Genomic DNA, 24654 nt, shown 5'->3' with positions numbered 1-24654 from the left:
GGCAAGATATCAACTGCGCAGGATTAAAACGGACGGTGAATGCGACAGCCATATACTATGCGACTCCACGGCTTTTTTCCAGCTGTTCAGACTGATGATCATCAAATCCTTCTGATTTAGAAAATCCTTTTCCAGCGCCGTAGTCGTATGTAAAGTAATTTTCCCGGGATCCATCTGCTGCACGGCAGCCAGCGCGTTCCGTATTTCCGAATCTGAATCCGGGATTTCGGCCGGGTTCATAATAGTCAGCCTGATAGGATCCTTGGCCAGTAACCTGGACGCAAATTCAAGTAAAAAAAGGTCGTTGGCTGAAAAAACAGGAAGGAAAACATGCTCTACTTTTTCCAGGTTTTTTTCAATAAAAATTCCAAGCGGAACCTTCACGGATTTGATGAGATGCGTGGTACGTTCGTCAAAAATGTCGGCATGAAACAGTTTTTCTTTTCCGGTCAGCGTATCAAACAGCCTGTTGCGACTGATGATTTTGGAAGTAAACCCAAGGATCCTGCCGAGGAAAGTTCCTTCGAAAACAGTATGTCCTATGCCGATCAGCAGCATGTCGTATTCTCCGTTGTTGGCCGTTTCTATAATGTCGTGAACAATATTCTGCGAAGGTTTGAAAAGGGAAACAAACGGCATATCGAGCGTTCTGGCTTCTTCGGTAACCGGCCGGAATGTCTCAAACTGATACTCTTCGGTGTTGACCTGATTCAGGTAACTGCTGGGAGTAAGATGTAAAGCGGTAATCTGCTGCTGGGAGGTATTTTTCTGGATCAGTTTATTGGCAAGCCTCAGCATTTTACGGCCGCTCTGCGGACTTGCAAAGGCAATCAAAACGGAAAATCGGGACGGCAAAGCCGCTTCCTGCAGATCGTCCCACTTTTTCTGCGGCATGAATTTGTCGATCAGGTCAAGCGCAGGTCCGGTCATACAAGTGGTGACCAGCGCCATAATGACCATCATGGCAAAAATTTCCGGCGATAAAACGCCGATATCGTAGCCGATATTTAGCACCACAAGCTCCATTAAACCGCGCGTGTTCATCAGTGAGCCGATGATCAGACTGTCACGCCAGGATTGCTTTACAAATTTGGCAGCAATGGCGCTGCCTGCAAATTTTCCGGTAACCGCCGCAGCAATGATCAGTCCCGTAACCTGCCATAAATAAAGGTCGTTCAGCAGTCCGATCTGTGTCCGTAGGCCTGTAAATACGAAAAACAGCGGCAGCAAAAGCACCATGGAAACGTCTTCCACTTTTTCAATGAAAATATTCCTGAAACGCTGATTGGAAGGCATGACAACACCCGCCATAAATGCGCCGAAAAGCGCGTGAATGCCGATCACTTCGGTGCAATAAGATGACAATAAAAGGGTTAGGAAGAAAAACGCTACGATGGGTTTTGTCATTCCTTCTTTGTACGAATAATGGTTCCCGATCCGGTGCAGAACGGGTTTAAGGACTTTCAGCATGAACAGGACGTATGCGGCCGCCAGCAAAATGGTAAAAACCGAGCTGATAATGGAACCCGCCTTGACAATGGCGATTACCGCAGCAAGGATGCACCAGGCCGTAATATCATCCGTAGCCGCACACGTAATGACCATGGTTCCGAGCTTTGTTTTTGACAGTCCTCTTTCCTGAACAATGCGTGCCAGTACCGGAAAAGCGGTGATGCTCAATGCGATGCCTATAAACAGCGCAAAGGACAGAAAGCTGATGCCGTCCGGAGCGAATTGCCTGTAAATGTATAAGGCCAGGCCGACACCCAGCGCAAAGGGCAGGATGATGCTGGCATGACTGATGACAATGGCTTCCGATGCTTTGGTCTTAAGTACTTTAAGATCAAGCTCCATGCCAATAATGAACATGAAAAGGATCAACCCGATCTGGCTCAGGAACTGAAGGTTTCCGAGCGACTGTGCCGGAAACATAAAACTTGAAAATTCAGGAAAATACATGCCCGTCAGCGACGGGCCAAGCAAAATGCCGGCTGCAATTTCACCAATCACGGACGGCTGACCAATGGATTTACAAACCCAGCCAAGAAAACGGGCTACCATGATGATCGTTATAATCTGAAGAAGCAGTATGGCAAGCGGGTGTGTTACATTGTGCTGAAAAGTTTCCGTAAACTGCTTCCACGCCGACGAGTCGCCTGCACTGTTGTGATTGATCCGGGAAGCATTTTCAAGAGACTGGCCCTGCTGGATAAAGAAGTAAAGCAATGCAGAAAAGGCCGCGATAGTAACCGTATAGAAAAAAAGATTGCGGAAGTTCTTCATTATATAGAGGTATTGTTCCGCGCAAAATACCAAAATATCGAAGATTTGCCAATTCAGGGGCTGTTTTAAAGCATTCAGGGCTGAATGGTAATGGTTTGTTAACAATTAGCCATTCAGCCCTGAAAAGGATTGCCGAAACGGAATCAACTCCAGAGACGGTCGTGCGAACGGATGTCGTTCCAGTCCGGGGTAGGAGCGAAGAAGCTCTTGTCTTTGGCGTTCAAGTGTTTCTTAACCTCTTCTTCATTAAGTTCAATTCCCAGTCCCGGCGCGTCCAGCGGAACGGTAGCAAATCCTTTGTCGATCAGTTTGCGCCCGTCGGTTGTTTTAACCAGGCTTTCCCACCATGGAACGTCCACCGAATGGTGTTCCAGCGCAAGGAAGTTCTGCGTTGCAGCGGCACAATGTACATTGGCCATAAAGCTTACCGGCGTTCCTGCAAAGTGCATGGCCATGGCAATTCCGTTGTCTTCCGCATAATCCCCGATGCGTTTGGTTTCCAGCAATCCGCCGGAAGAAGCAAGGTCCGGATGGATGATGTCAATTGCACGTTTGTCAATCAATGTCTTAAATCCTTCTTTCAGGTAAATATCCTCGCCGGTCAGGGTCGGGGTTTCGAGGGCATCCGAAATGGTTCGCCACTGATCCGTATATTCCCATGGAACCATGTCTTCAAGCCACGCCAGACGGTATTTTTCAAGTGCTTTTCCCAATCTTATTCCATTGTTCATATCAAAATGGCCGTAGTGGTCCGTAGACAAGGGAATTTCATAACCGATCACACTGCGTACGTCATCCACGACGCGCGCCATTTCGGCAAGTCCTTTTTCCGTAATCTGGATTCCTGTGAACGGATGACGTGTATTGGCATACGAATAGTAATCACCTGTCCATTGTGAAAACCCGCCGCCCCAGAATTTGTTGTTTACCACGCCATTTTCCAGGTTTTTAAGCATACCGATGGAAACATCCATTTTCAGCCAGGTGTAACCCTGATCCACCGTACGGTATTTGATTTTTTGTTTAAACTCGTTCAGGTCATCGGATTCCGGTGTATCGGCATAAAGCCTTACCTTGTCGCGGTAACGGCCGCCGAGCAGCTGCCAGCACGGAACGCCGTACGCTTTTCCGCACAAGTCCCAAAGTGCCATTTCCACGCCGCAAACGCCTCCCGCCTGACGTCCGTGAAATCCGAACTGCTTGATGGATTTGAAAAGCATTTCCACATTGCAGGGATTATGGCCGAGCAAATGGCTTTTCAGCGACAGCGCATAGCGTTCGTCTGCGCCGTCCCGCACTTCACCCAGTCCGTAAATTCCCTGATTTGTATCAATCCGGATAATGGGCGTACGGCCTACATTCTGTACAATGCAATAGCGCAGATCCGTGATTTTCAATTCTGAAGGCTTTGATGCACGGCTCACTTTGGAAGTAGCCTGCGCAATGGTGTCTTCAGTAGACATGCCCATCAGTCCGCCCAGTGCGATGCCGCCCAGTGCGGTTTTTCTTAAAAAGTTTCTTCTGCTGTCGCTGGTGGCAGGATTGTTGATTTCCGCGATACGCGCTTCCTGATCTGCTTTTTCTATCTGCTTGTTGGAGGCAATCAGTTCTTTTAAAATGCTTTTCATTGGTGATTTGTTATAAGGTGTAAAATGTTTCTTTGGTGAAATGTGAAAGGTGAAATGTTTTATGTGAAAAGTGAAACGTTTTGCAAGTGGTTATTGCTAAATGCCAACCCTCACATCTTACCTCTCACTTTTTACTCTTCAGTAATTCCTGTCTTTCAGATAATCGTCCAGTTCCTTTTTAGTCATCGGCAGTTTACCCGGATAATTGTTAACCCAGTTCAGAAAGTCTTTCTGGATGGCGTCGGACCACTTCGTGTCTATTTCACCGGGCGTATATTTTCCTTCACGCAGGCGAAGATGCCCGAATTCGTCGCGGAGCGCAGTCACTTCGGATGTGATCACCAGTTCTTCCACCAGATGCGCTGGGATGAAAATAGTCCCGTATTTCTTGGCAAGCACCACGTCGCCCGGCAGTACAATCGCTCTTCCGATCCTTACAGGCGTATTGATGTTCGTAAGCATCATCTGCTGAATGTAAGACGGGTCCTGTCCTTTTATCCAAGCATTGAAACCTTTGATCTCACTCAGTCCTTCCACATCGCGGACGGAACCGTAAAAGATAACGCCGCGCTTTGATTTGGCATAAATGGAGTTTCCGAGATTATCGCCGATCAAGGTTCCGTCTGCGATTTTGCCATAACCGTCAGCAACATACACGTCCCCTTCTTTCAGCACGTCGATCGGCCAGGAATTGGTACCGCCGGTTTGAACCCTGCCTTCTTTTTTGCCGGTTTCCTTTACAAGATCCTGCAAGTCCGGACGAAGCGGAACGTACTGTGCGGTCACTACGCGGCCTGTCATCACGCTGTCATCATGAATGAGCTGCCATTCGCCTTCAAACTGGTTCTGATATCCTTTGTTTCTCAGCACGCCCCAGGCTTCTTCCACAGAAATATTTTTCAGTCTTGCCAGAATAGCGTCGGAAACTCTCGGGCGTCCGTCGGCGGAACGTTCTCCTTTCCAGGCGGATGTGTAAGCTTTGATCTGATCGGAGGAAGGAGAAATGGATTGTGCGCCGGAAACCAGGGCACAAAGCACAAAAGCTCCTGTAAACAATTTTTGTTTTAACATAAACTAGAAATTAAGGGTATAAAAAGAAAATGGTTATTGTTTTTCAATGATTTTATTTGTCCCAGAAAACAGGCGTTCCCAGTTCGTCCGGGCCCATTCTTGCCACGGCTTCCAGGTAATTGGCTTCGTTGACGGACCTTTCCCTTACCGGATAAACCAGCCTGCGGATGAAGTCCTTTACCGACGGGTCTTTGCCGGGATAATTGTTTACAGGCAAAACAGGGTAGCCGGTCCGGCGGAAATTGGCCCAGGCTTCCGAGCCGTTCAGAAAGGAAGAAACCCAGTATTGCGTGTTGATCTGTTCCAGTGCTTTCTGCGGGTTATACGGGTTTGCGGCCAGATATGCATTTTGCTTTGCCGTACTGATCGTTGCCGAAATGTCGTAAGTCGCGAGTTGGTCCATATGCGCCTTTACGCCGGTTTCATAAAGCAGTTTGGCATCGCCCGTCGCCCAGCCTCTGACCACCGCATCGGCAAGCAACAGCGCTGTCTGTGAATAGGTTATAAAGAATTCCGGCGCATCAATTTTGCCAAGCGTCTTCCTGTTGATCTGCGAGTAATTGAATGCGGAACCCGTTTTTCCCGGAAAACCCGGGGCATTCAGGATGGTGGATTCATTATAACCGTAAGGCATTCCGTTCTGGCTGGCACGGGTTGTATCTTCGGCTCCTGCGGTGGCAATGGGGTTGCCCGGCGTTTCATATCGCACGGAAATCACCTGCAGTCTTGGATCATTGGTCGTTTTCAGATAATCGACAAAAGCTTTGCCGAGATAAACGTTTCCTCTTTCAGTTCCTTGAAAGTAATTAGCCAAAGGATGATTGAATGTGCTGTTAAAAGCGATATAAGCATTATCTGCGTTTGAACTCAAAAGCCCGCCGTTCGCCGGATCTACCGCTTTGGCTACATAGCGTTTTGCCTTTTCGGTGTCCACCTTGGTGAACCGCATGGCAGCCCTGAGCAGTAAGGAATTGCCCAGTTTTTTCCATTGCGCGATATTTCCCTTGTAAAAAAGATCGCCGGATTCAATCGCCTTTGATGCATCCAGTCCTTTCGTTCCTTCTTCCAGTTCCTTTAACAGATCGTCATAAATTACTTTCTGGTCATCGTACTTAGGCAAATTGATTCCTTCCAAAAATGCCTTTCCGGCCTCAAAGTAGGGAACGTCGCCGTAAGTGTCCACTAAAACCATAAAAACGTAAGCTCTCCAGATACGCGCCATGTTATAGAGATTGCTTCTTGCCGCATTGTCTTTCGTTTGAGCGATAACGGTAGTAAGCAGGTTTACCGGCCCGTTCTGAAGGTACAGGGAATTGAAATTGGCATTGGTGTTCGGATCGGAAACGGTGTTGTGATTTCCGCCTTCCAGCACGCCGGTATAGGGCGTATTGATCTGCTGTACGATCTGAAGCTGATAATGCTGCGTGGCAATGGCCGATCCAAACTGTGCATTCGAAAAAAGATAAGCGGGATCAATGCTGGTGGCAAGAACGGGATTTTTGTTGACGTCCTCAAAACCTTTGTCGCACGATGCAGCGAATGTCAGTATGCCAAGAAGTGTAAAGTATAAAACAGTCTTTTTCATAAAAATCTGGAAATGAGGTTTATAATTTAAGGTTAAGATTAAGGCCGTAGCTTCTGGTCGTCGGAAGCGTATGCGTTTCTATGCCCTGTAAATTGTCTGATGCGGATACCTGCGCTTCGGGATCAAGGTTGTCGATGTATTTCTTGATCAGCAGTACGTTGTTGCACATGGCCGAAATGCTCAGTCCTTTGATAAATGTTTTTTCTCTTAAAAAACGGGAAAGGTCATATCCAATCGAAAGCGTTCTCCAGCGTACAAAGGCGCCGTTATAAACAAACGGGGCAGCAAGGTTTGTACTGCGGTAGGATGTGTAAAACTGCTCGGCTTCCACATGCTGCGTATTGGGCAAGCCTTCCGCCGTTACGCTTTCGAACAATACGCCGCCTTCGCGTCCGACGAGTGAAGGTTTGGAAAGTCCTTCGCGGAGAAAGTTGAGGTTGGAGTTGGACAGAATCTTGTTGCCGGCCTTGAAATCGATTTGTGTTCCGATACGGATTCCTTTTACATTGATCGTATTGACCCATGCGCCGACCCATTTCGGAATGGCGCTCCCGAACGTAGTCAGACTACCTTGCAACGGAAGTCCGCCGGAAGTAATGATCCGTCCCTGCGCATCCCGTTTGTAGTCGAAGCCGCGCAGCGATGCAAGCGGCTTGCCGACTTCATGCGAAACAATCCCGAAAAATTCACCCGTACCGACGTCGAACCGCTGCTGGCCGGCTGCCAGTTCAAGTACTTTGCTGATGTTGTAACTTCCGTTAAAACTTGTTTCCCATGTAAAACCCTCTGTTCTTACGGGTACAATCGTCAAAAGAAACTCGATGCCCTGATTCCGCAGTTTGCCGACATTGACTTTGGTCTGGCTGAAACCCGATGCATTGGAAATATCGACATTCAGGATTTCGTCCACCGTATTTTTGCGGTATAATGACATGTCCAGATTCAGGCGGCTGTCAAAGGTTTTGAATTCCAGACCGATTTCGGTTTCTTTCACTTTCAGCGGCCGCAGGTTTGCATTCGGACTGATGGTGGAAGGCAGGTTGCCCAAAGCGGTTCCGTTAAACGGGTTGGCGTTGATCCCGTAATACAGGTTATCGGAATAAGGGTCCGTATCACCGCCCACTTCGGCATATGCAGCGCGGATCTTGCCGTAATTCAGCCATTCCGGAACATTCTGAAACGCCTGACTGAATACAAAGCTTCCGCTGACAGACGGATATAAATAGCTGTTGGAGTTCGGGTTCAAAGTAGAAAACCAGTCATTTCTGCCGGTGACATTGATGAACAGAAATCCTTTGTAGGACAATTCAAGCGCGCCGTAGATGGAATTGACCTTTTTCTTGCTATACCCGTAATTAGGGTTTTTGATCTGGCCGTTTGCAATGGTGTAAAGGTCGCGTACATAAAAGTTGGTAACAGCAGTGGACATATTATCGCTGATCTGCTGCATCTGGTTCCCACCCAATGTAAGGTCAAAGCCAAAGTCACCGAAAGTGCGGTTTGCACCGATGAGAATGTCGAGGTTCCGCTCGCGGAATGTCGCCACATCCTGATAATAATAACCATTAAAACCCGTGGCAACCGCACCGATGGACCGTGTTCCGGTCGGACGGTTGTAATTGTACGGACGGGTAAAATAATCCTGACCGATCCGGCCCTGAACAAACAGCCAGTTGGTGAAATCATAGCGCAGCGATGTGTTGCCGAAAATCCGGTCGCGGCGTACATTTTCAAAGCGGTCGTAGGCAACCCAGTACGGATTGTTCCGGTTGGTAAAGCGGGCAAGCGGCATTTCATTGCCGTTCGCATCTTTCCGGTTTTTAAGCCAGTCGGTATCAATGCTGGTCGCCAGGGTATAAATGGTCGTATTCGCATTCATATCCTGAATCCCGATCTGCGGCGGGTTCTTGTTGTACTCGTTGGAATAATTGGCATTCAGCTGTGCGGAAAGCTTGTCAGAAAACTTGTAATTCAGCCCCAGATTGAAGATTTTTTTATGGTAATCAGAATTGGGCATGATCGCGTTGGCGTCCGTATTGGCAAATGAAAGCCGGAAATTGCCTTTTTCGTTTCCGCCGGATAATGCGACGGAATTGGTAAAACTGGTACCCGTTCTGTAGAAATTTTTAATGCGGTCTTTATGCGGAGAGTAGGGCTTCATGCTTCCGTCAAACTGCGGCGTGAGCTGTCCGTCCATTTTTTCACCGAAGGCAAATACCCCGGAACTTTGTGCTTCTGCTACCGACGTGGGCCGTTTGCCGAATTCTCCTTGTCCGTATTCGTACTGAAAATCGGTATAGTCCAGTGCCTCCTGTGCCTGAAAATTGGAATTTACTTCTACGCCGATCCCTGTTGTTTTGCTGCCGCTTTTTGTCGTGATGATGATGGCCCCGTCTTTGGCACGAAATCCGTAAAGTGCCGCTGCCGCTGCTCCTTTCAGTACGGTCATGGATTCGATATCGTCCTGATTGATACTTTGAAGTCCGTCGCCCGCATCCGATGAACCGCCTGTCGGGTTGCCCGTTCCGTTGCCGTTTGATCCGCCTGCAGAAACGCTGCTGTTGTTGATCGGAATGCCGTTTACAATAATAAGCGGAGAGTTATTGCCGCCGAATGATGACTGGCCACGGATACGGATTTTAGTCGAGCCGCCGGGACCGCTGGCCGGTGGCGTTACGTTCAGTCCGGCCACTTTTCCCTGAAGACTGTTTCCCAGATTCGTAGTCCGGTTCGTAGTCAGTTCCTCGGTATTTACCGTAGCCGTGGAGTAGCCGAGTTTTTTGGCGTCTCTTTTGATTCCCAAAGCCGTCACCACAACCATTTCCAGGTTCCGGACATCCGGTGTCATGGTAATGTCGTAAGTGGACTGGTTTCCCAAAGCAACTTCCTGGGGTGTATAGCCGACGTAGGAAAATATCAGCACGCCGCCGGCATCGGGAACGCTCAGCTGGTATGCGCCTTCCGTATTGGTGGCAGTTCCTGTTTTGGAGCCTTTGACAACGATGCTGACACCCGGCAGCGGAACCCCTTTTTCATCCAGCACTTTTCCGCTGATATTGCGGTCGATGCCTGCCTGCGTACGGATCATTTCCTGAAGATGACTTTCGGGCTGCGGCAGGCTTTTCAGCAGTACAATCTGTTTGCCTTCAATTTTGTAAGTGATGTTGATCGGCCGGAAAAGCTCGTCCAGTACATCGGACAAAGGTTTGTCAACGGCATGCAGCGTGACTTTTTTCTGTGAACGGATCAGTGCCGAACTGTATGTAAAATGAATCTGCGTAAGCTTGTTCAGTTTGCCGAGTACGGTTTTGAGTTCCTGATTATTAACCTGAATCGATATTTTCTGATTCAGAATGTCCCGCGTGCCCGCCGGAACTGCCCTGGAAAAATCAGCTGTAATTAAGATAAATATTAATTGAAATAATGACATTCGCATGACGTTGCAGTGCAGCCTGTTCAATAGTCGATTTTTTTTCATATGAAATCTGGTTTGGTACAGTGATTAAAAAAGAAGCTGAGAATTCCTCTTCCGGAAAGTTCAGAAAGCCGGATGCGCAGGTTTGCTGTATGAAGAAATTAAATCTTCCGGACAGTCAGATCGGCAATGATTTTATCAGGCATAGGCAGCAGTTTTAGTATGAATATGATTTGAAGGTTCTAAAAAGGGAAAGATGGTCTTGCGCAAATCATTACATATCAGCTGCATCCTTTGCTGCTGATTACGATACGGTTGTTCTGGATTTCATAACCTGCACCGATAGCCTGACAAATGGCGTTCATTCGCTGTTTCAGACTTTCATCGGTAAACTGTGCGTTGATGATGCAGTTTGAAAGCACGGAAGCATCATAAACGATCACGATCCCGTAAATTTCTTCTAGGGACTGGAATACCTGCGCAACAGGTTTGTCTTCAAAAATCATTTCGTTGTGGGCCGAAAGTTCCGTCAGCAGTTCAGGATGGGCAACGATGCTTTTCTGGATGCGGTTTTCAGTTCTGCTGAATACGGCCTGCTGGTTAGGAGCCAGTACCACGCCGGAAATCTGTCGTTTTTCTTGTCCGGCTTCGTACTCATTTTTGGGATACACCAGCACACGTCCCGTTTTTACCAGTACCATTACCGTGTTTTCCTTTTTAAATGCTTTGACCCGAAAGCTTGTGCCCAGCACTCTTGTGACCGTTTCGCTGGTGTAAACCAGAAAAGGTTTTTCCGGATTTCTGGAAACGTCAAAAAATGCTTCTCCTTCCAGAAATACCTTTCGTTCATTTCCGCTGAATTGTTTGGGATAGGAAATGGAACTTCCTTTCATCAGCGTGGCAACACTGTTGTCGCTCAGCAACACAGTCATTTCTTTATCAGCATGATTCGTGCGGGTATAGAACTGCCCGGAAGTATGCTGAACCTCTTTCCCGCCGTCCGCTGATTGGTAAAATGAAGGAAATTGAATGTACAGCAACCCGATGATTGAAAACAATACGAAAACAGCCGCAGCCCGCCAGTAAGGAAACCGGGTAAATTGATCATGTTCCGACCGGCCCGTGTGCTTTCCAAGCTCGGCTTTACGGGTAATTTCCTGAATCTCGTTTTCCAGCATCTGGCTTGTCAGATCGTCACGGAAGGCTTCGTCAATTGCCAGGACCAGTTCTTTGGCCTGTTTGGCCAGCAGTTGCCTTTCCGGATTTCCGTCCATCCAGTTGTGCCAGAAATCGTCTGTTTCCTGCGTGGGTTCCATGATCCAATGCCGGAAACCTTCGTCCGCTGCAAGTTCTTCAATGGTGTTGTACTGTTGATCGGCCATAGCATACAATTAACTTCAGATATGTATGTCGCATTTGGGCAGACTTATAACCAGAAAAATGAAAATATTTTTAAAAATTATGGAAATGACAATAAAATAGCAGCTGTAAGAAGAAAGGCAGCGATTAAAGCATACCTGAAAGGAACAAAATCACGCAGTTAAACGCAGGCGTCCATATTTCCTTGATTTCCTTAAGGGTACGGTACAAAAGATTGGAGACGCTCTGACGGCCAAGGCCCATGATCATGGCAATGTCTTCATTATTGAAGTTCTGGTAAAACCGGAGGTAAATAATTTCCTGCTGGCGTTTGGAAAGTCCGTTGATGATCTGTTTGAGGCGGCTTGTCATATAGCGGTTTTGCTCATCTTCAATCATATCGGCTTCAATAGAACCGTTTGCGATTTCAAAATCTGCGTAAACATGAACCGGCTCATGAAAACGCTTTAAACGAATGCTTTCCTTGATCAGTTTGTGCCGCAGTGCCTTCATCAAATACGATTTCACAAAAGCGGTTTCGGACAGGAAATCCCTGCGTTCCCAGAGATCAAGGTACAGATCCTGAATGGAATCGCGGATAAAATCCGGATCGGACGAAAACTTCAGCGCATAATTGTAGAGCGTCCGGTAATGAACTTTGGCCAGCTGGCCAAGCGCATCCGAATCACCCGCTTTGAAACGCCTCCAAAGCTGGATATTAACGTCAGGATTGTTCGCTATTTGCAGATCGAAGCTCAAATCAGGCGCTTGTTGTTAGAATGAAACAGAATCAGAAATGTTAACAGATAAAGCAAACCTGATATTTATTCTCCCTGTAATATCCAGTATTTTCCTGAAATTTTTTTATTGATTACTGAATTTAAATGGTATTGAAATGAAAAATCCGGTATTTCTCAGCTGTCAAAGTGGAAATACCGGATTGTAAATGGAAATGAATGCGATGCTGAACTGCCTGCGCGGGCGGCAGTCAGAAGTTTATTTTACTACGTTCAGCTTGCCCTGCATCAATGTATAATGGCCGGGGAACGTGCATACATACTGATAGGCTCCCGGCTGCTTGGGTGCCACAAAATAAATGGCTTCCGATTTTTCGGGTTCCACGATGTTGCTGTGGAAAAGTACATCGTTCGTGCGCGGCACATAACTCAGTTCAGAACCTTTCAGGCCCAGGTTAAGCCCGGCTTCGCCCACGGCATTGGCCGTTCCCGGCTTTGTAATCACCAGGTTATGCAGCATGTCATCATTGTTATTGAAAATGATTTTAATCCTGCTTCCCGCTTTTACCTGAATGCTGGAAATGTCAAATTTCAGGCCGGGTACCGTTCCGATCGTGACAACCTGATCGGGACCGTTTGTCCAGTCTTTCGGCATTTCAATAACTCTTTTGGCAGAAGGTGCTGTGTTGCTGGCTTCGGCCGGCATGGTGTGCATGCTGTGATCCGGTGCACTTGCCTTTACGGTTGTCGTAAACTGGGACGCACTTACCGGGGTTCCTGAGGCAATTTCATTCAAAGTATAATAACCGGTTGTATGCAGCAGCGGGTTTCCGTCCGGAGATTTTACGCCCTCTGCTTTTATTTCATGAATATAGCCCTTGCGGAGTACAGCCGGGTCCACAACAAGCCGCACGCGCAGTCCGTCTTCCGAAACAACAATTCCTTTCAGCGGCACTTCCTGCGTATTGATGATCGGGCTGCCGTAAGTCTGGTGGTATTTGTAAGTAAAACTGTTCAGCTTGTAAGCATCCTGATCGGCAGCAGATTTCTTGTCAACCGGACTGGTGAATACGATTTCAAATCCGTCCGGCATGGAATGTACGTTTTTCATTTCAAACGGCATTTTCCCGGTCCATACCAGCCGCTGAATTCCGAAATCGGCCTTTCCCGTTGCCGACCAACCGCGGCTGGTCTGGCCTACGAACATGGAGCCGTCCAGTCCCCAGACCATACGGATAATTCCGGACATAAATCCTTCACGGAACGGGAAAACGGTTCCCTGCCATACGCCGTTCACCTTTTCAAAATCAACACGCGTGATGATGCTGTGTCCCTGATCGCCTACAAAAACCTGCCCTGCAAACGGACCGAATGCGCCGTTCGTTACATCTTCTTTAAAGTCGGAAGTCGAAATACCTACAATCGTATGCGGGAACCAAACAGCAGGCGGCTTGATGCCCGGTACTTTTTTGGCCACATCGTACAGCGGTTCGCCTGTGTTCGGCACATCCTGAGGCGTCAGTTTTACGGGCGATCCTTCTTCCTTGCTCCATCGCAGACCCGCCGGATTTCCTGCAAAATCCCCTTTTTCAAGATGCGTCATACGTCCGGAACCCACCCAGTCGCCCTGGTTTTCGGTATAGAAAATATCGCCTTTGTACGAACCGAAACCGGATGGCGAACGAAGTCCGGTAGCATAGGGGGTAAGTTTGCCGTCTTCACCGAGTTTCAGCATCCATCCGCGCCACTTGGACTGGCTTGCTCCGCGACCGACCCAGTCCAGGTTCAGCGTTACGAGCAATTCACCGTTCGGCATGGCAACCGGTCCGTAGGAATACTGGTGATAATTTCCGGAAAGCGGCCATCTTGCAAAAGAATCATAAACGTCTGCAACGCCGTCATTGTTGGTATCTTCCAGCCGGGTCACTTCGCCGCGTTGAGAGATCAGGAAATCCTTGCCGCGGGACAAAAGCCCCAAAGGCTCATGCAAGCCGGATGCAAAGCGTTGAAAAGAAGGTTTTCCATCCCCTTTCAGATAAGGGTTTCCGATCATCCATACTTCGCCGCGGCGGGTAGAAGCGGCCAGTCTTCCGTCCGGCAGAACGGCCAGTCCGCCCACTTCCATCTTGATAGTTTCCGGGATCGGCATGGTAATGATCCGGTAATAATCATCTTCCTTGCCGGGTTTGGATTGTGCATATGCCGACAAACATCCAGCTGATATCAGGGCAGTTAAAAGAATATTTTTCATTTATTAAAACAGAATACAATTTGAATTTGGGCAGCAGCAGGTTGTCTGCTCCGCCTGAGATCTCAACAATGATTTACCAGAACATGGAATAAGTTGTGGTTCCGGAAACAGGCAGGATCAGTTCTTTGCCTTCGCCGGCCGGTCTTACGATCACCTTTGCTTTTTTATCAACCTGTACGTAATAACGGTCGTCCACCTGATACAAACCTTTTTCGACTTCCACAATGCGGTTTCCGCTGGCAAGCAGCGAGTATAAAGTGCCTTTCGGCGTTCCGTCCACGCGGAAAGTACGTGAAAGACTGTTTCCGGCAGGCGTAAGCTGATCATTTACAGTAGCTGATCCGATGCCGTAACGGAATCCGGGCAAGCCCTGATGATCTATTTTATAACCCAGAAAGTTGATATCCGAGGAGTCCGGCCATGCTGCACTGGCATTTTCCAGCACGGCAAGACTGCTTTTGCCTGAAACGCGTACATTCAGACCCGCCGGGAACAGGAGCTGCGGCTCGCCGCGTTCGTACCACATTTCTGTTACATTGGCAAACTGCCCGCGCCATGCCTGAATCAAGGCACCGCGGTTCAGGTCAACGGTATAGTTCCAGCCTTCCGGACTTCCTACCGAAATGCAATGCGTGCGTTTGTATTTTTCCTCATCCAGCTTGATAAATGACCTTACCATTTCCGGGCGCATGTCCGGCGTTACGCTGATGTAAGGCTTCGGCTCCGGTTCTGGAAGTGAGGAAAGCGCATGCAGGTCGTACGGACGAACGCCGGCTTTTTCCACGCGAAGCGCCAGAGCAGGCTGTCTCCAAGGAAAACGGGAATAATAAATTTTAAACTTGTGATTTCCCTGGCTCAGTTCCGCAGTTCCCGAATGGCTTTCCTGCGAAGTGCTTTCTCCGCCGGTCATCACGTTTTTGCCGTCGATATCCAGTGTCATGACAGGCCCCGAATAAATACTTGTAAAGATATAAGTGCCTGCCTCGGTTACGTCCATATCGCCTTCATACACGAGGTGGAACTCGCGCATACCATTGGTAACTTCCTGCGTAAGCGCAGGCGATTTGCCTTCGTGATCCAGTTTGCTGTATTCCTTGCTGTCCCATTTGTCCGAATAAACCTTGTAATTCAGGTTATTTAGTGTCAAAGGTTTGCGGCTTGCGAGCAGCTGGTATCCAAGATTACGGAAAGCAATTGTGCCTTTTGTCACTTCAAAGGAAAGCGGCTGCGCTTCGGTGACTGTTTTGGAATTGGGAAGATAAACGGTTTCCAGAACCGTTACGCCGTTCAATGCAAGCGAGTTCAGTCTTGCAGAGTTGGCAAGCTGCGGAACGGCCGCATCGTAGGCGAGTTCCAGCGTTTGCCATAATCCCGGCGCTTTGGCGGCATTCTGCGTCGGAAACTGGCCAGTAAACCCGGAAGTCTGCGCGCTGGATTCTTTTTGCTTGCTGCTGTCGGAAATGCGTACCCTTTGTCCGCCCGGTAGTATCACGGCGCCTTCCGCTCCGGCCGAAACCATGAATTCCATAAAAAGGCGCAGGTCATTTGCCTTTAAGGTTGTTGTAATCGCATTGCCGGGATTGCCGATGAGCACGCCGTCACCGGACGTAGTTTTCAGCTTGGCTGTTCCGGAAGGATGAATGGAAACATCACCCTGGACTGTCCAGTTGGAACCGGCATTCTGAAATGAACTCAGATCTTTGAGGGGAAGAGGAGAATAGTTTCCTTTTACCGCCTGGCCAAAAACCATAATGGGACAAGCCAGCAAAAGGAGAGAGACTTTCTGGATAAAATAATGCATTAGTTATTAAGTGTAATGTTTACAATTATAAAACGAAGTTCGCACTTTTTTCTACTAATATATTGCGAAATATTAGGAAATTTTAAACTCCTGAAGTTTAAGCACCCTACCGGACAGAATTACGGGAATGGAAACGAAAAAACGGGTTGGAAAAGGTGTATGCTTTCTGCCATGAACGCAAACAAAAATAGTCCGGAACGTGCCGGACTATTTTTGTTTCTTAATAAAAATGTAAATGCCGGATTACAAATCCCACCATACATGCGTGTTGTAATTGTCTGGCCCTTGTCTGGTTACCGCTTCGTTGAGGCTGTTCGGGTTCAGTGTCTGCTCGCTTCTCGGGTAAGCAAACCGGACGGGTACTTTTCCGCCGTTTACATTATCTACGCCGGCTTTGATTTCGGGAACTCCGGTGCGTCGCCAGTCAAACCATGCTTCCAGTCCGGAAAAGAAGAGCGAGATCCATTTCTGCGTGCCGATCAGCGTCAGTGCGCTGGCATCGTTGTAGGCGACGCCTGGATTTTTCAGGTAATTGGCGGGCATGTCCACATCCACGTAATCAAAGGCAGCCTTAACACCTTCCTCGTAGTGAAACTGCGCTGTTTTGGTCGTATTGACCATCCCTTTCTTGACGGCTTCCGCAAGAATGAACTGCAGTTCGTGATACGACATGATATATCCTTTTGCAACATTCAGCCCTCTGTCGGTAATCGAACCTTTGTAAAACAATGCGCCTGCACGGGAAATATTGTTCGGGCCGCCGTTGTAATCCAGTGCCGCCACTTCGTTCAGGCCGTTCGGTACGCCGCTGTATTTGGGTGCACCCGCAGAAACGGAAGCATCGGTCGGCTGTGCAAATACGGTTATTCTCGGATCGTTCAGCGCAGTCAGTTTGTCACCCAGATTTTTACTTAACCGGAACTCGTCAAAAGAACCTGAACGCGCTGTATACAGGGGAAACTGGTTTGGAGCAGAGGTCAGATAACGCATGGTTCCGTTGTCGCCCGCACTTGTAAAGATGGGTGATTCAGTCGGATTGCTGATAATGGCCTGCATTTCGGCTTTCACGTCTTTTTTGTCCGAAATTCTGAGAAGATATCTTAAACGCAGGCTGTTTGCAAGTTTTTTCCACTTACTTACGTCACCATTGTAAATCAGGTCGCCAACCACAACTTCGCCCGGACCGAGCAGTTCGTTAGCCGTTTTCAGATCGTTCAGAATGCCGTTGTAAATGACTTCCTGCGTTTCGTATTTGGGCTGTAAAATGCCGGAGACGCCTTTTGTTGCTTCGGAATAGGGGATGTCACCGTAAGCATCCGTCAGGATAGAATACATCCACGCACGCATGATCAGGGAAATGCCGCGGTAATTGTTTGCATTGTTTTTCTGGCTCAGTTCCAGCAGCAACTGAACGTCGCGCAAGTTGTTGTACATATTTTCCCAAAGCCCGTCGCGGTCGCCCCAGGTATAACGGTCTTCCGAAACGAACTGGATTTTGGCCGTATGCTGGATCACAATGTTGCCGATCGACCAGCTCTGGTTCACCATTTCATTTACAGCAGTCCGTATAATCCCTGGCAGCAGCAGGTCGGGTGTTACGTCGGTAATGGCGTTCGGGTCTGTATTTTTCTCTACGAAATCGTCGGTGCAGGCGGGAAAAAGAAATAATCCTGCTGCAACCATTATCATATATTGTCTGATCTTTTTCATTCTTTTGGATTTTGGCTGAATTAAAAACTGAATCCTACATTAAAGCCCCAGCTGCGCGTTGTAGGCATCCCGACCGATTCGATACCCGGAATGATCGTGCCGCCGCTCAGGGAAGAAGTTTCCGGATCAATGTGCGGAACTTTGCTCCATACGGCCAGATTCCGTCCCACTACGGAAACGTTCAGGCCCTTGATTTTGGCTTTGCTCAGAAATTTGGAAGGAACCATGTAAGCCAGTCTTACCTCGCGCAGCTTGGCGTAAGATGCATTGAAAATGCCGCCTTCCGGAATATCGCGGTTTCCTGTACGCGACTGGTGATATTCACGTGCGGTCAGTTTTACGTCGTTTACGCGGTAAGAGCCGTCTGCGTTCTGGATCACACCTTTGGCAATTACACCGTTGCCCGGCTGGTTGATGTCGTATCCGTTTTCGCGGCCTTCCAGTGTCTCTTCAAGCTGTCCTGCTTCCAGTCCGACCACAAAGGTTTCGGAAAATATCTGTCCGCCATGACGAATGTCCAGCAATCCGCTCAGACTGAAATTTTTGTAAGTAAAAGTATTGCGGATGCCGGCCATCCAGTCCGGATTATAGTTCCCGACCTTGATCAGATTGCTTGTACTCAGGAAGCGTCCGGATTCATTCAGGATTTTTTCGCCGTAATAAGGACTGTTTTTGTCTTCCACTCTTTTGAAACCGATGGCATACATATCGCCCATTCTTTGTCCGACCTGCGCACGAATGGAAACGCCGTGACGTTCTGCCATTTGGTAATCCATTACTTCGCCGTCGAACTCGACTACTTTGCTTCGGTTTGCAGACCAGTTTACATTGACGTCCCATCTGAAATTCGTCGTCTGTACCGGTGTTCCGCTGAGCATTACTTCAAAGCCATAATTTCTGATTTCACCGGCATTTACAATCCGGTTGCTGTAACCGGAAGCTATGGAAACGGGAACGGAGGGCAAAATCTGGTTCCTGGTGTTGATATTGTAAAATGTAAAGTCCAGGCCCGCCCGGTTTTTCAGGAATCGCCATTCTGTTCCGATTTCAAAAGAAGTACTGATTTCAGGTTTCAGGTTGTAATTGACCAGTGTTCTTGTGGAAGAATAAACCGGGTAATCGCCCCATGGATCGCTGCGGCCGTACCCGGAAGTAAAACGGTACGGATCGGTGTCGTTTCCAACCTGCGCAAGACTGGTCCGGATTTTACCGAATGATACCCATTCAGGCATCGGCAGAATATCACTCACAACTGCACTCAGCGAAGCCGAAGGATAGAAGTATGAATTGATTGTTTGTCCGAGCGAATCGGCTATGGCAGGAAGCGTCAGAGCCGTGGACCAGTCATTTCTGGCCGTCACGTCCAGAAACAGGAAATTTTTATAACCAAACTGCACCGAACCGTAAAGGCTGTTGACCACTTTGTTGATATCCTGAATCGAGCTTACCAAAGCAACTCTTGTGTTGTTGAAACTGTAAATTCCGGGAATCAGCAATTGCGGCGCCGTTACTTCAAAATTGTTGGTTGTCGCAATCTGATGGTTACCGCCGATGTTTGCCCCGAAAGTAAAGTCTTCACTGAAATCCTTGGTCGCCGTCAGTAGAAAATCAAAGTTGGACTCGCCGTTGCGTACACGTTCTTCGCGGTAACTTCCGAACGGAAAACGCTGCGTACTGAAAGCCCTTCTTCTTTTGCGAAGGTCATTGTTGAAATCCGTGCCGCCTCTCAGCTGAAGGCTCAGCCAGTTTGTAAAGTCGTATTTAACCGAGATGTTGCCAAAGATCCGGTTTGCGTTCTGGCTGTTGGTATTTTCATAAAGGTTAAAGTACGGATTGTCGTGATAGTTGTAATTGAAGTTGAACTGCTGACGATCTTCCATGCCCGGTATCCAGTAATCCTTCAGACTGTTCAGATTCACGTGCTGGCCCATCCAGCAATGCAGCAGGTAAATAATGCTTTCCGTTCCGTAAGTCAGGTTCGGGCGGTTGGCGCTTGTGCTGTTAACGTAATTGGCCGAAATGCGAACGGAAAGTTTTGGCGACAGGTTGTAGCCTGTATTGATTGCAAATGTATTTCTTTTGATATCCGTGTTCGGGATAATTCCCTTCTGATCCAGAAGCGTGTAGGAAAGCCTGAAATCGCCTTTTTCGTTTGAGCCTGTTACGGATACATTGGTATTGTTGGTTATTCCTGTTTCATAGAATTCTTTCAGGTTGTTTCCCGGTACAAAAGGTGTCGGCGTGATGGTTCCGCGGGCCGCAAGGTCGGCTGCCGAGCCAAGCTGGCCGTCATCAATCAGGGAAATATCGCCGCCACGATAGCCGTTGGAAGTAGGGGAGTCGTGCTGTGCGATAAGCCGGCCGTCCATTTTCGGTCCCCAGCTTTCGTCCACGCCGTCCCGGATACCGCCACCGCTTCCGTCCACAAAACTGAATTCGCCGTTGTTTCCCTGTCCATACACTTTCTGGAAATCAGGAAGTACCAACGGGTTTTCGAAGGTCAGGCCGGCATTGACGGATACGCCAAGTCCTTTGCTGTTTTTACCTGATTTTGTTGTAATAACGATCACGCCGTTTGCACCGCGTGAGCCATAAAGCGCCGAGGCATTGGCGCCTTTGAGCACTGTCATGGATTCCACATCGTCCGGATTAATGAGCGAAGCGCCGTTTCCGTAATCCAGTTCCTGGAAATCGCGGCCGCTTGAACCCGTAAGCGCATTCGTGATCGGAACACCGTCTATGACAAAGAGCGGCTGATTCTTGTTGATATCCAGAGACTTGTCACCTCTTATCGTGATTCTGGCCGAACCGCCTATGCCGCTCGGGCTGCTCATTACCTGTACACCTGCAACCTTACCTGCAAGTCCGCTTACAAAATTGGTCTCACGCGCTTTGTCGAGCTCGCTGCCTTTTATTTCCTGAACCGCGTAACCGAGTCTTTTGGATTCCTGTTTGATACCCAAGGCTGTAATGACGACCTCGTTCAGGTTTCTGGCGTCCGGCTTCATGATCACATCCACAGCCGCACGGTTTCCGATCGCAATTTCCTGGGAAAGATAACCGACATAGGAAAAGATCAGCGTAGTTGCATCGTCCTGAACAGCAAGGGAGTACCTTCCTTCCGAATCCGAGATTGTTCCTGTTGTCGTGCCTTTTACAATCACACTGACGCCCGGAAGACCGATACTTCCTTCATCGGTGACTTTACCCGTAATGGTTTTTTCCGCATTGCTTTTTTTGCTGAACGGCATCGCAGAAGCCGTTTGAAAGGTACAAAAGAGCAGGCTAAACAAGGTCAGGTTCCGGATTCGCTTCCGGACTTCATTTGAGAGTAGAAATGGTTTTGGCATAACATGGAAGTTAAGTGAGCATTGTTTGGTAAAAAGGATAAAATTCGGTTAAAGGTTAAATAGGGGTAAACAAAATAATGAAATTGTTCAATGCGGAAACAGCAGGAGCTTACATTCACTAAAGTACAAAATACATTGAATTTTGTATCTACTATTAATGTATTATTAACTTAATATTGCGGATAAAAGGTAAAAACCCATATTTAGTATGCTAACAATTGCATTGTACAGAATTTTAACAATTACAGCACATCGGTATTTTACAGGATAGCAATGGTTTGGATATGCAAAATTGAACAATTGTAAATTTGTCTTTGTGAAGTATATGTAAACAAATTGTTAAGTTGAATCCGGGTAATAAAAAAGCCCTGATTTAAAATCAAGGCTTTCAAAATACAGGTTCATGGCGGCATCAATGCGCTTCCAGCCAATTGGCTCCGATCCCGATCCCGGTTTCCATTTTCACCTGCATCGGAATGGCCGTACGCATCAGTTCATCTACTTTTTCCTTTAATAATGGGATTTCATCGCGGTGCGCATCAAACACCAGTTCGTCATGCACCTGCAGAATCATGCGCGACTTCAACTTTTCTTTCTCGATAAAATCATGAATATTGATCATCGCCACCTTGATCATGTCGGCCGCCGAGCCTTGTATCGGAGCGTTAATGGCATTTCGTTCTGCAAAGCCGCGGTTGGTCTGGTTCCGGGAATTGATATCGGGAACATAGCGCCTTCTACCGAGAATGGTTTCCACATACTCCTTTTCCCGGGCATTGTTAACAACGCGGTCCATATAAGCCTTTACAGACGGAAATTCTTCAAAATAGGATTTGATGATTTCGCTGGCTTCACTGCGCGGAATGGCCAGGCGCTGACTGAGTCCGAAGGCCGAAATGCCGTATATGATACCAAAATTAACCGTTTTTGACTTGCGCCGCATGTCGGAAGTAACATCTTCCAGCGGTACGTTAAAGACCTTGCTTGCCGTTGTTGCGTGGATGTCGCGGCCTTGATTGAATGCCTCGATCATACTTTCATCGCCGCTGAACGCCGCCATGATGCGAAGCTCGATCTGCGAGTAATCGGCCGACAGGATCTGGAAATCTTCATTGTCAGGCACAAATGCTTTCCGGATTTCCCGTCCGCGAACGGTCCGGATCGGAATATTCTGCAGGTTGGGATTCGTTGAACTCAGACGTCCGGTTGCAGCCACGGCCTGATTGTAGGACGTGTGGATTCTGCCCGTGCGGCGGCTGACCAGCAGCGGCAATGCATCCACGTAGGTCGATTTGAGCTTCTGAAGCTCGCGGTAATCCAGGATTTTGCGTGCGATCACATGATTGTTTTCCAGCTCCGTCAGAATGTCCTCGCCCGTTGCATACTGACCGGTTTTGGTCTTTTTGGGTTTGTCAATCAGTTTCATCTTTTCAAAAAGGACTTCACCGAGCTGCTTTGGCGAGCTGATGTTGAAAGACTGCCCGGCGGATTCGTAAATTTCAGATTCCGTTTGCCGCAAGTCACCTTCCAGCACCGCAGACATTTCCTTCAATGCATTGATATCCAGCTTTACGCCTGTACTTTCCATGGAAACCAGCACGTTGAGCAGCGGCATTTCAACCGTTTCAAAAAGTTTGGTAGCGTTGACCTTTGGAAGTTCTTTGATGAAAATATCGTTCAACTGCAAGGTAATATCCGCATCTTCGGCAGCGTACTGCGTGATTTCCGCAATGGCCACATCGCGCATGGTTCCCTGCTTGACGCCTTTTTTACCAATTAAAGAGGTAATCGAAACCGGATCGTAATGAAGATACGAGTTGGCCAGTAAATCCATGCCGTGCCGTTTATCGGGTTCCAGCAGATAATGCGCGAGCATGGTATCGCTCAGTTTCCCTTTTACGTCGACACCGTAGCTTTTCAGCACAAGCATATCGTATTTGATATTCTGCCCGATTTTGCCGACGGCTTCATTTTCGAAAACCGGCCTGAAATATTCCAGGATTTCCAGCGTCTTTTCCCTGTCCGCAGGGACCGGAACGTAAAATGCTTCACCCGGCAAGTAGGAAAATGACAGTCCGACCAGCTCGGCATCAATCGTGTCCAGTGAAGTTGTTTCCGTATCAAAACAGAAGCGCTCCTGAATGCCGAGATAATAAGCCAGGCTTTTCATCAGTTCCGGCGTATCCACCGTATGATATCTGTGCGGCGTATTGCTGATGTCGCGTTTGTTTCCCGGAATGGAAAATTCCTCCAGCAACGGCTCCGCGTTACTATCGCCGGCAAGGATTTCAGTGATTGCAGCAGGCTGGCTGCCCAGTTCTGCGGCAGGGTTTCCGAACAGATCGAGCTGTCCTTTGCTTTCTCGAACGGGCTGCGGTTTGGCGGCGGGCGGCGTTGTGATAACGGGCTGGTTAATGGCAAGGACGCGCTGTTTCAGCGTCCGGAATTCAAGTTCATCGAACAGTTCAATAATCTTGTCTGCATTGACACCGCAGACGGTCAGGTCTTCGGCATCAAACGGAACGGGTACTTTGGTGTCAATAGTGGCCAGTTGCTTGCTGAGGATTGCCTTATCGATGTTCTCGCGGATTTTTTCCCCCAGCTTGCCTTTGATATCGTCGACATGCGAAATCAGGTTTTCAACCGTGTCGTATTCTGCAATGAGTTTCTGTGCGGTTTTTTCACCGACACCGGGCACGCCGGGAATGTTGTCGACGGCATCGCCCATCAGGCCGAGAATATCCACAACCTGATCAATCCTGCGGATCTGCCAGCGTTCCAGAATTTCTTTTACGCCCAGTACTTCGGGGCCTTTTCCCATAAATGCGGGCTTGTAAATATGCACATGCTCTTCCACAAGCTGACCGTAATCTTTGTCCGGCGTCATCATAAACACTTCAAATCCGGCAAGGGAAGCTTCTCTGGCAATCGTTCCAATGATGTCATCCGCCTCGTATCCGTCGAGCACAAGAATGGGAATGCACATGGCCTGCAGTAATCGCTTGACGAGCGGAATGGCAACGGCTATGTCTTCCGGCTGCGCTTCGCGCTGCGCTTTGTAGGCTTCATACTGGATATGGCGGAAAGTAGGAGCGGAGGTATCAAACGCCACACCGATATGCGTCGGTTTTTCTTTTTGCAGCACTTCGAGCAGCGTGTTTGTAAATCCGAAAACCGCGCTGGTGTTCAATCCTTTAGAAGTAACCCTTGGTGTTTTGATGAATGCAAAATGGGCACGGTAAATCAATGCCATTGCGTCAAGCAGGAATAACTTGTGAACAGGTTTATTCATAAAGAATGTTATTTTAAGAAACTCAAATATAACGTATGTGCATGGATGAAATGGATTCCTGCTACATTTTTGTAGTTTTATGCATAAGTATTAATGATGCATATTCATTTTATACTTTTACTTAATAATTAACTTTTTGTACAAATTATATTAATTAAATGTTTCTATCTTT

General features: G+C 48.0%; 12 protein-coding genes. All 12 read right to left on the bottom strand.

What is annotated here, in order from left to right; genetic code table 11:
* Window positions 1–9: 9 nt before the first annotated feature.
* Window positions 10–2283 carry a cation:proton antiporter gene (locus tag FEM33_RS13075; RefSeq protein ID WP_139012457.1) on the bottom strand — a complete coding sequence of 758 codons (2274 nt, stop codon included), beginning with the start codon at window positions 2281–2283 and terminating at the stop codon, window positions 10–12.
* Window positions 2284–2426: 143 nt separating this feature from the next.
* Entirely contained in the window at window positions 2427–3911 is a 1485-nt protein-coding gene (locus FEM33_RS13070) for a mandelate racemase/muconate lactonizing enzyme family protein (protein ID WP_139012456.1), read from the bottom strand.
* A 138-nt stretch (window positions 3912–4049) separates the two neighbouring features.
* Window positions 4050–4982: an RraA family protein gene (locus tag FEM33_RS13065; RefSeq protein WP_139012455.1), complete on the bottom strand. Its 933-nt coding sequence runs from the start codon at window positions 4980–4982 to the stop codon at window positions 4050–4052.
* A 52-nt stretch (window positions 4983–5034) separates the two neighbouring features.
* Complete coding sequence (locus tag FEM33_RS13060) at window positions 5035–6567, bottom strand: SusD/RagB family nutrient-binding outer membrane lipoprotein (protein ID WP_139012454.1); 1533 nt, start codon at window positions 6565–6567, stop codon at window positions 5035–5037.
* A gap of 19 nt (window positions 6568–6586) precedes the next feature.
* The gene (locus FEM33_RS13055) at window positions 6587–10045 is read right to left on the bottom strand and encodes a SusC/RagA family TonB-linked outer membrane protein (RefSeq protein ID WP_229214230.1); all 3459 of its coding nucleotides are present in this window, start codon (window positions 10043–10045) and stop codon (window positions 6587–6589) included.
* Window positions 10046–10263: 218 nt separating this feature from the next.
* Entirely contained in the window at window positions 10264–11364 is a 1101-nt protein-coding gene (locus tag FEM33_RS13050; protein ID WP_139012453.1) for a FecR family protein, read from the bottom strand.
* A gap of 124 nt (window positions 11365–11488) precedes the next feature.
* Window positions 11489–12100, bottom strand: a complete 612-nt coding sequence (locus FEM33_RS13045; RefSeq protein ID WP_139012452.1) for an RNA polymerase sigma factor — start codon at window positions 12098–12100, stop codon at window positions 11489–11491.
* A 237-nt stretch (window positions 12101–12337) separates the two neighbouring features.
* On the bottom strand, window positions 12338–14329 hold the full coding sequence (locus tag FEM33_RS13040) for a plastocyanin/azurin family copper-binding protein (RefSeq protein WP_139012451.1): 1992 nt from the start codon (window positions 14327–14329) through the stop codon (window positions 12338–12340).
* 73 nt (window positions 14330–14402) lie between these two features.
* On the bottom strand, window positions 14403–16130 hold the full coding sequence (locus tag FEM33_RS13035; RefSeq protein ID WP_139012450.1) for a 3-keto-alpha-glucoside-1,2-lyase-like domain-containing protein: 1728 nt from the start codon (window positions 16128–16130) through the stop codon (window positions 14403–14405).
* 243 nt (window positions 16131–16373) lie between these two features.
* Window positions 16374–17840 (bottom strand): SusD/RagB family nutrient-binding outer membrane lipoprotein, encoded by a 1467-nt coding sequence (locus FEM33_RS13030; RefSeq protein WP_139012449.1) that lies wholly within the window; start codon window positions 17838–17840, stop codon window positions 16374–16376.
* A 20-nt stretch (window positions 17841–17860) separates the two neighbouring features.
* Complete coding sequence (locus FEM33_RS13025; RefSeq protein ID WP_201747744.1) at window positions 17861–21091, bottom strand: SusC/RagA family TonB-linked outer membrane protein; 3231 nt, start codon at window positions 21089–21091, stop codon at window positions 17861–17863.
* A 511-nt stretch (window positions 21092–21602) separates the two neighbouring features.
* Window positions 21603–24482, bottom strand: a complete 2880-nt coding sequence (polA, locus tag FEM33_RS13020) for a DNA polymerase I (protein WP_139012447.1) — start codon at window positions 24480–24482, stop codon at window positions 21603–21605.
* Between the last annotated feature and the right edge of the window lie 172 nt (window positions 24483–24654).

The sequence above is a fragment of the Dyadobacter flavalbus genome (assembly GCF_006149045.1).
Taxonomy (GTDB): Bacteria; Bacteroidota; Bacteroidia; order Cytophagales; family Spirosomataceae; genus Dyadobacter; species Dyadobacter flavalbus.
This window is presented reverse-complemented; position numbering and strand designations above follow the sequence as displayed.

What these genes read in the sequence shown, in the direction of transcription:
- FEM33_RS13050 (WP_139012453.1), bottom strand. Translation starts at nt 11,364, where the DNA reads ATGGCCGATCAACAGTACAACACCATTGAAGAACTTGCAGCGGACGAA.
- FEM33_RS13035 (WP_139012450.1), bottom strand. Translation starts at nt 16,130, where the DNA reads ATGCATTATTTTATCCAGAAAGTCTCTCTCCTTTTGCTGGCTTGTCCC.
- FEM33_RS13060 (WP_139012454.1), bottom strand. Translation starts at nt 6,567, where the DNA reads ATGAAAAAGACTGTTTTATACTTTACACTTCTTGGCATACTGACATTC.
- FEM33_RS13070 (WP_139012456.1), bottom strand. Translation starts at nt 3,911, where the DNA reads ATGAAAAGCATTTTAAAAGAACTGATTGCCTCCAACAAGCAGATAGAA.
- FEM33_RS13055 (WP_229214230.1), bottom strand. Translation starts at nt 10,045, where the DNA reads ATGAAAAAAAATCGACTATTGAACAGGCTGCACTGCAACGTCATGCGA.
- FEM33_RS13065 (WP_139012455.1), bottom strand. Translation starts at nt 4,982, where the DNA reads ATGTTAAAACAAAAATTGTTTACAGGAGCTTTTGTGCTTTGTGCCCTG.
- FEM33_RS13030 (WP_139012449.1), bottom strand. Translation starts at nt 17,840, where the DNA reads ATGAAAAAGATCAGACAATATATGATAATGGTTGCAGCAGGATTATTT.
- FEM33_RS13040 (WP_139012451.1), bottom strand. Translation starts at nt 14,329, where the DNA reads ATGAAAAATATTCTTTTAACTGCCCTGATATCAGCTGGATGTTTGTCG.
- FEM33_RS13025 (WP_201747744.1), bottom strand. Translation starts at nt 21,091, where the DNA reads ATGCCGTTCAGCAAAAAAAGCAATGCGGAAAAAACCATTACGGGTAAA.
- polA (WP_139012447.1), bottom strand. Translation starts at nt 24,482, where the DNA reads ATGAATAAACCTGTTCACAAGTTATTCCTGCTTGACGCAATGGCATTG.
- FEM33_RS13075 (WP_139012457.1), bottom strand. Translation starts at nt 2,283, where the DNA reads ATGAAGAACTTCCGCAATCTTTTTTTCTATACGGTTACTATCGCGGCC.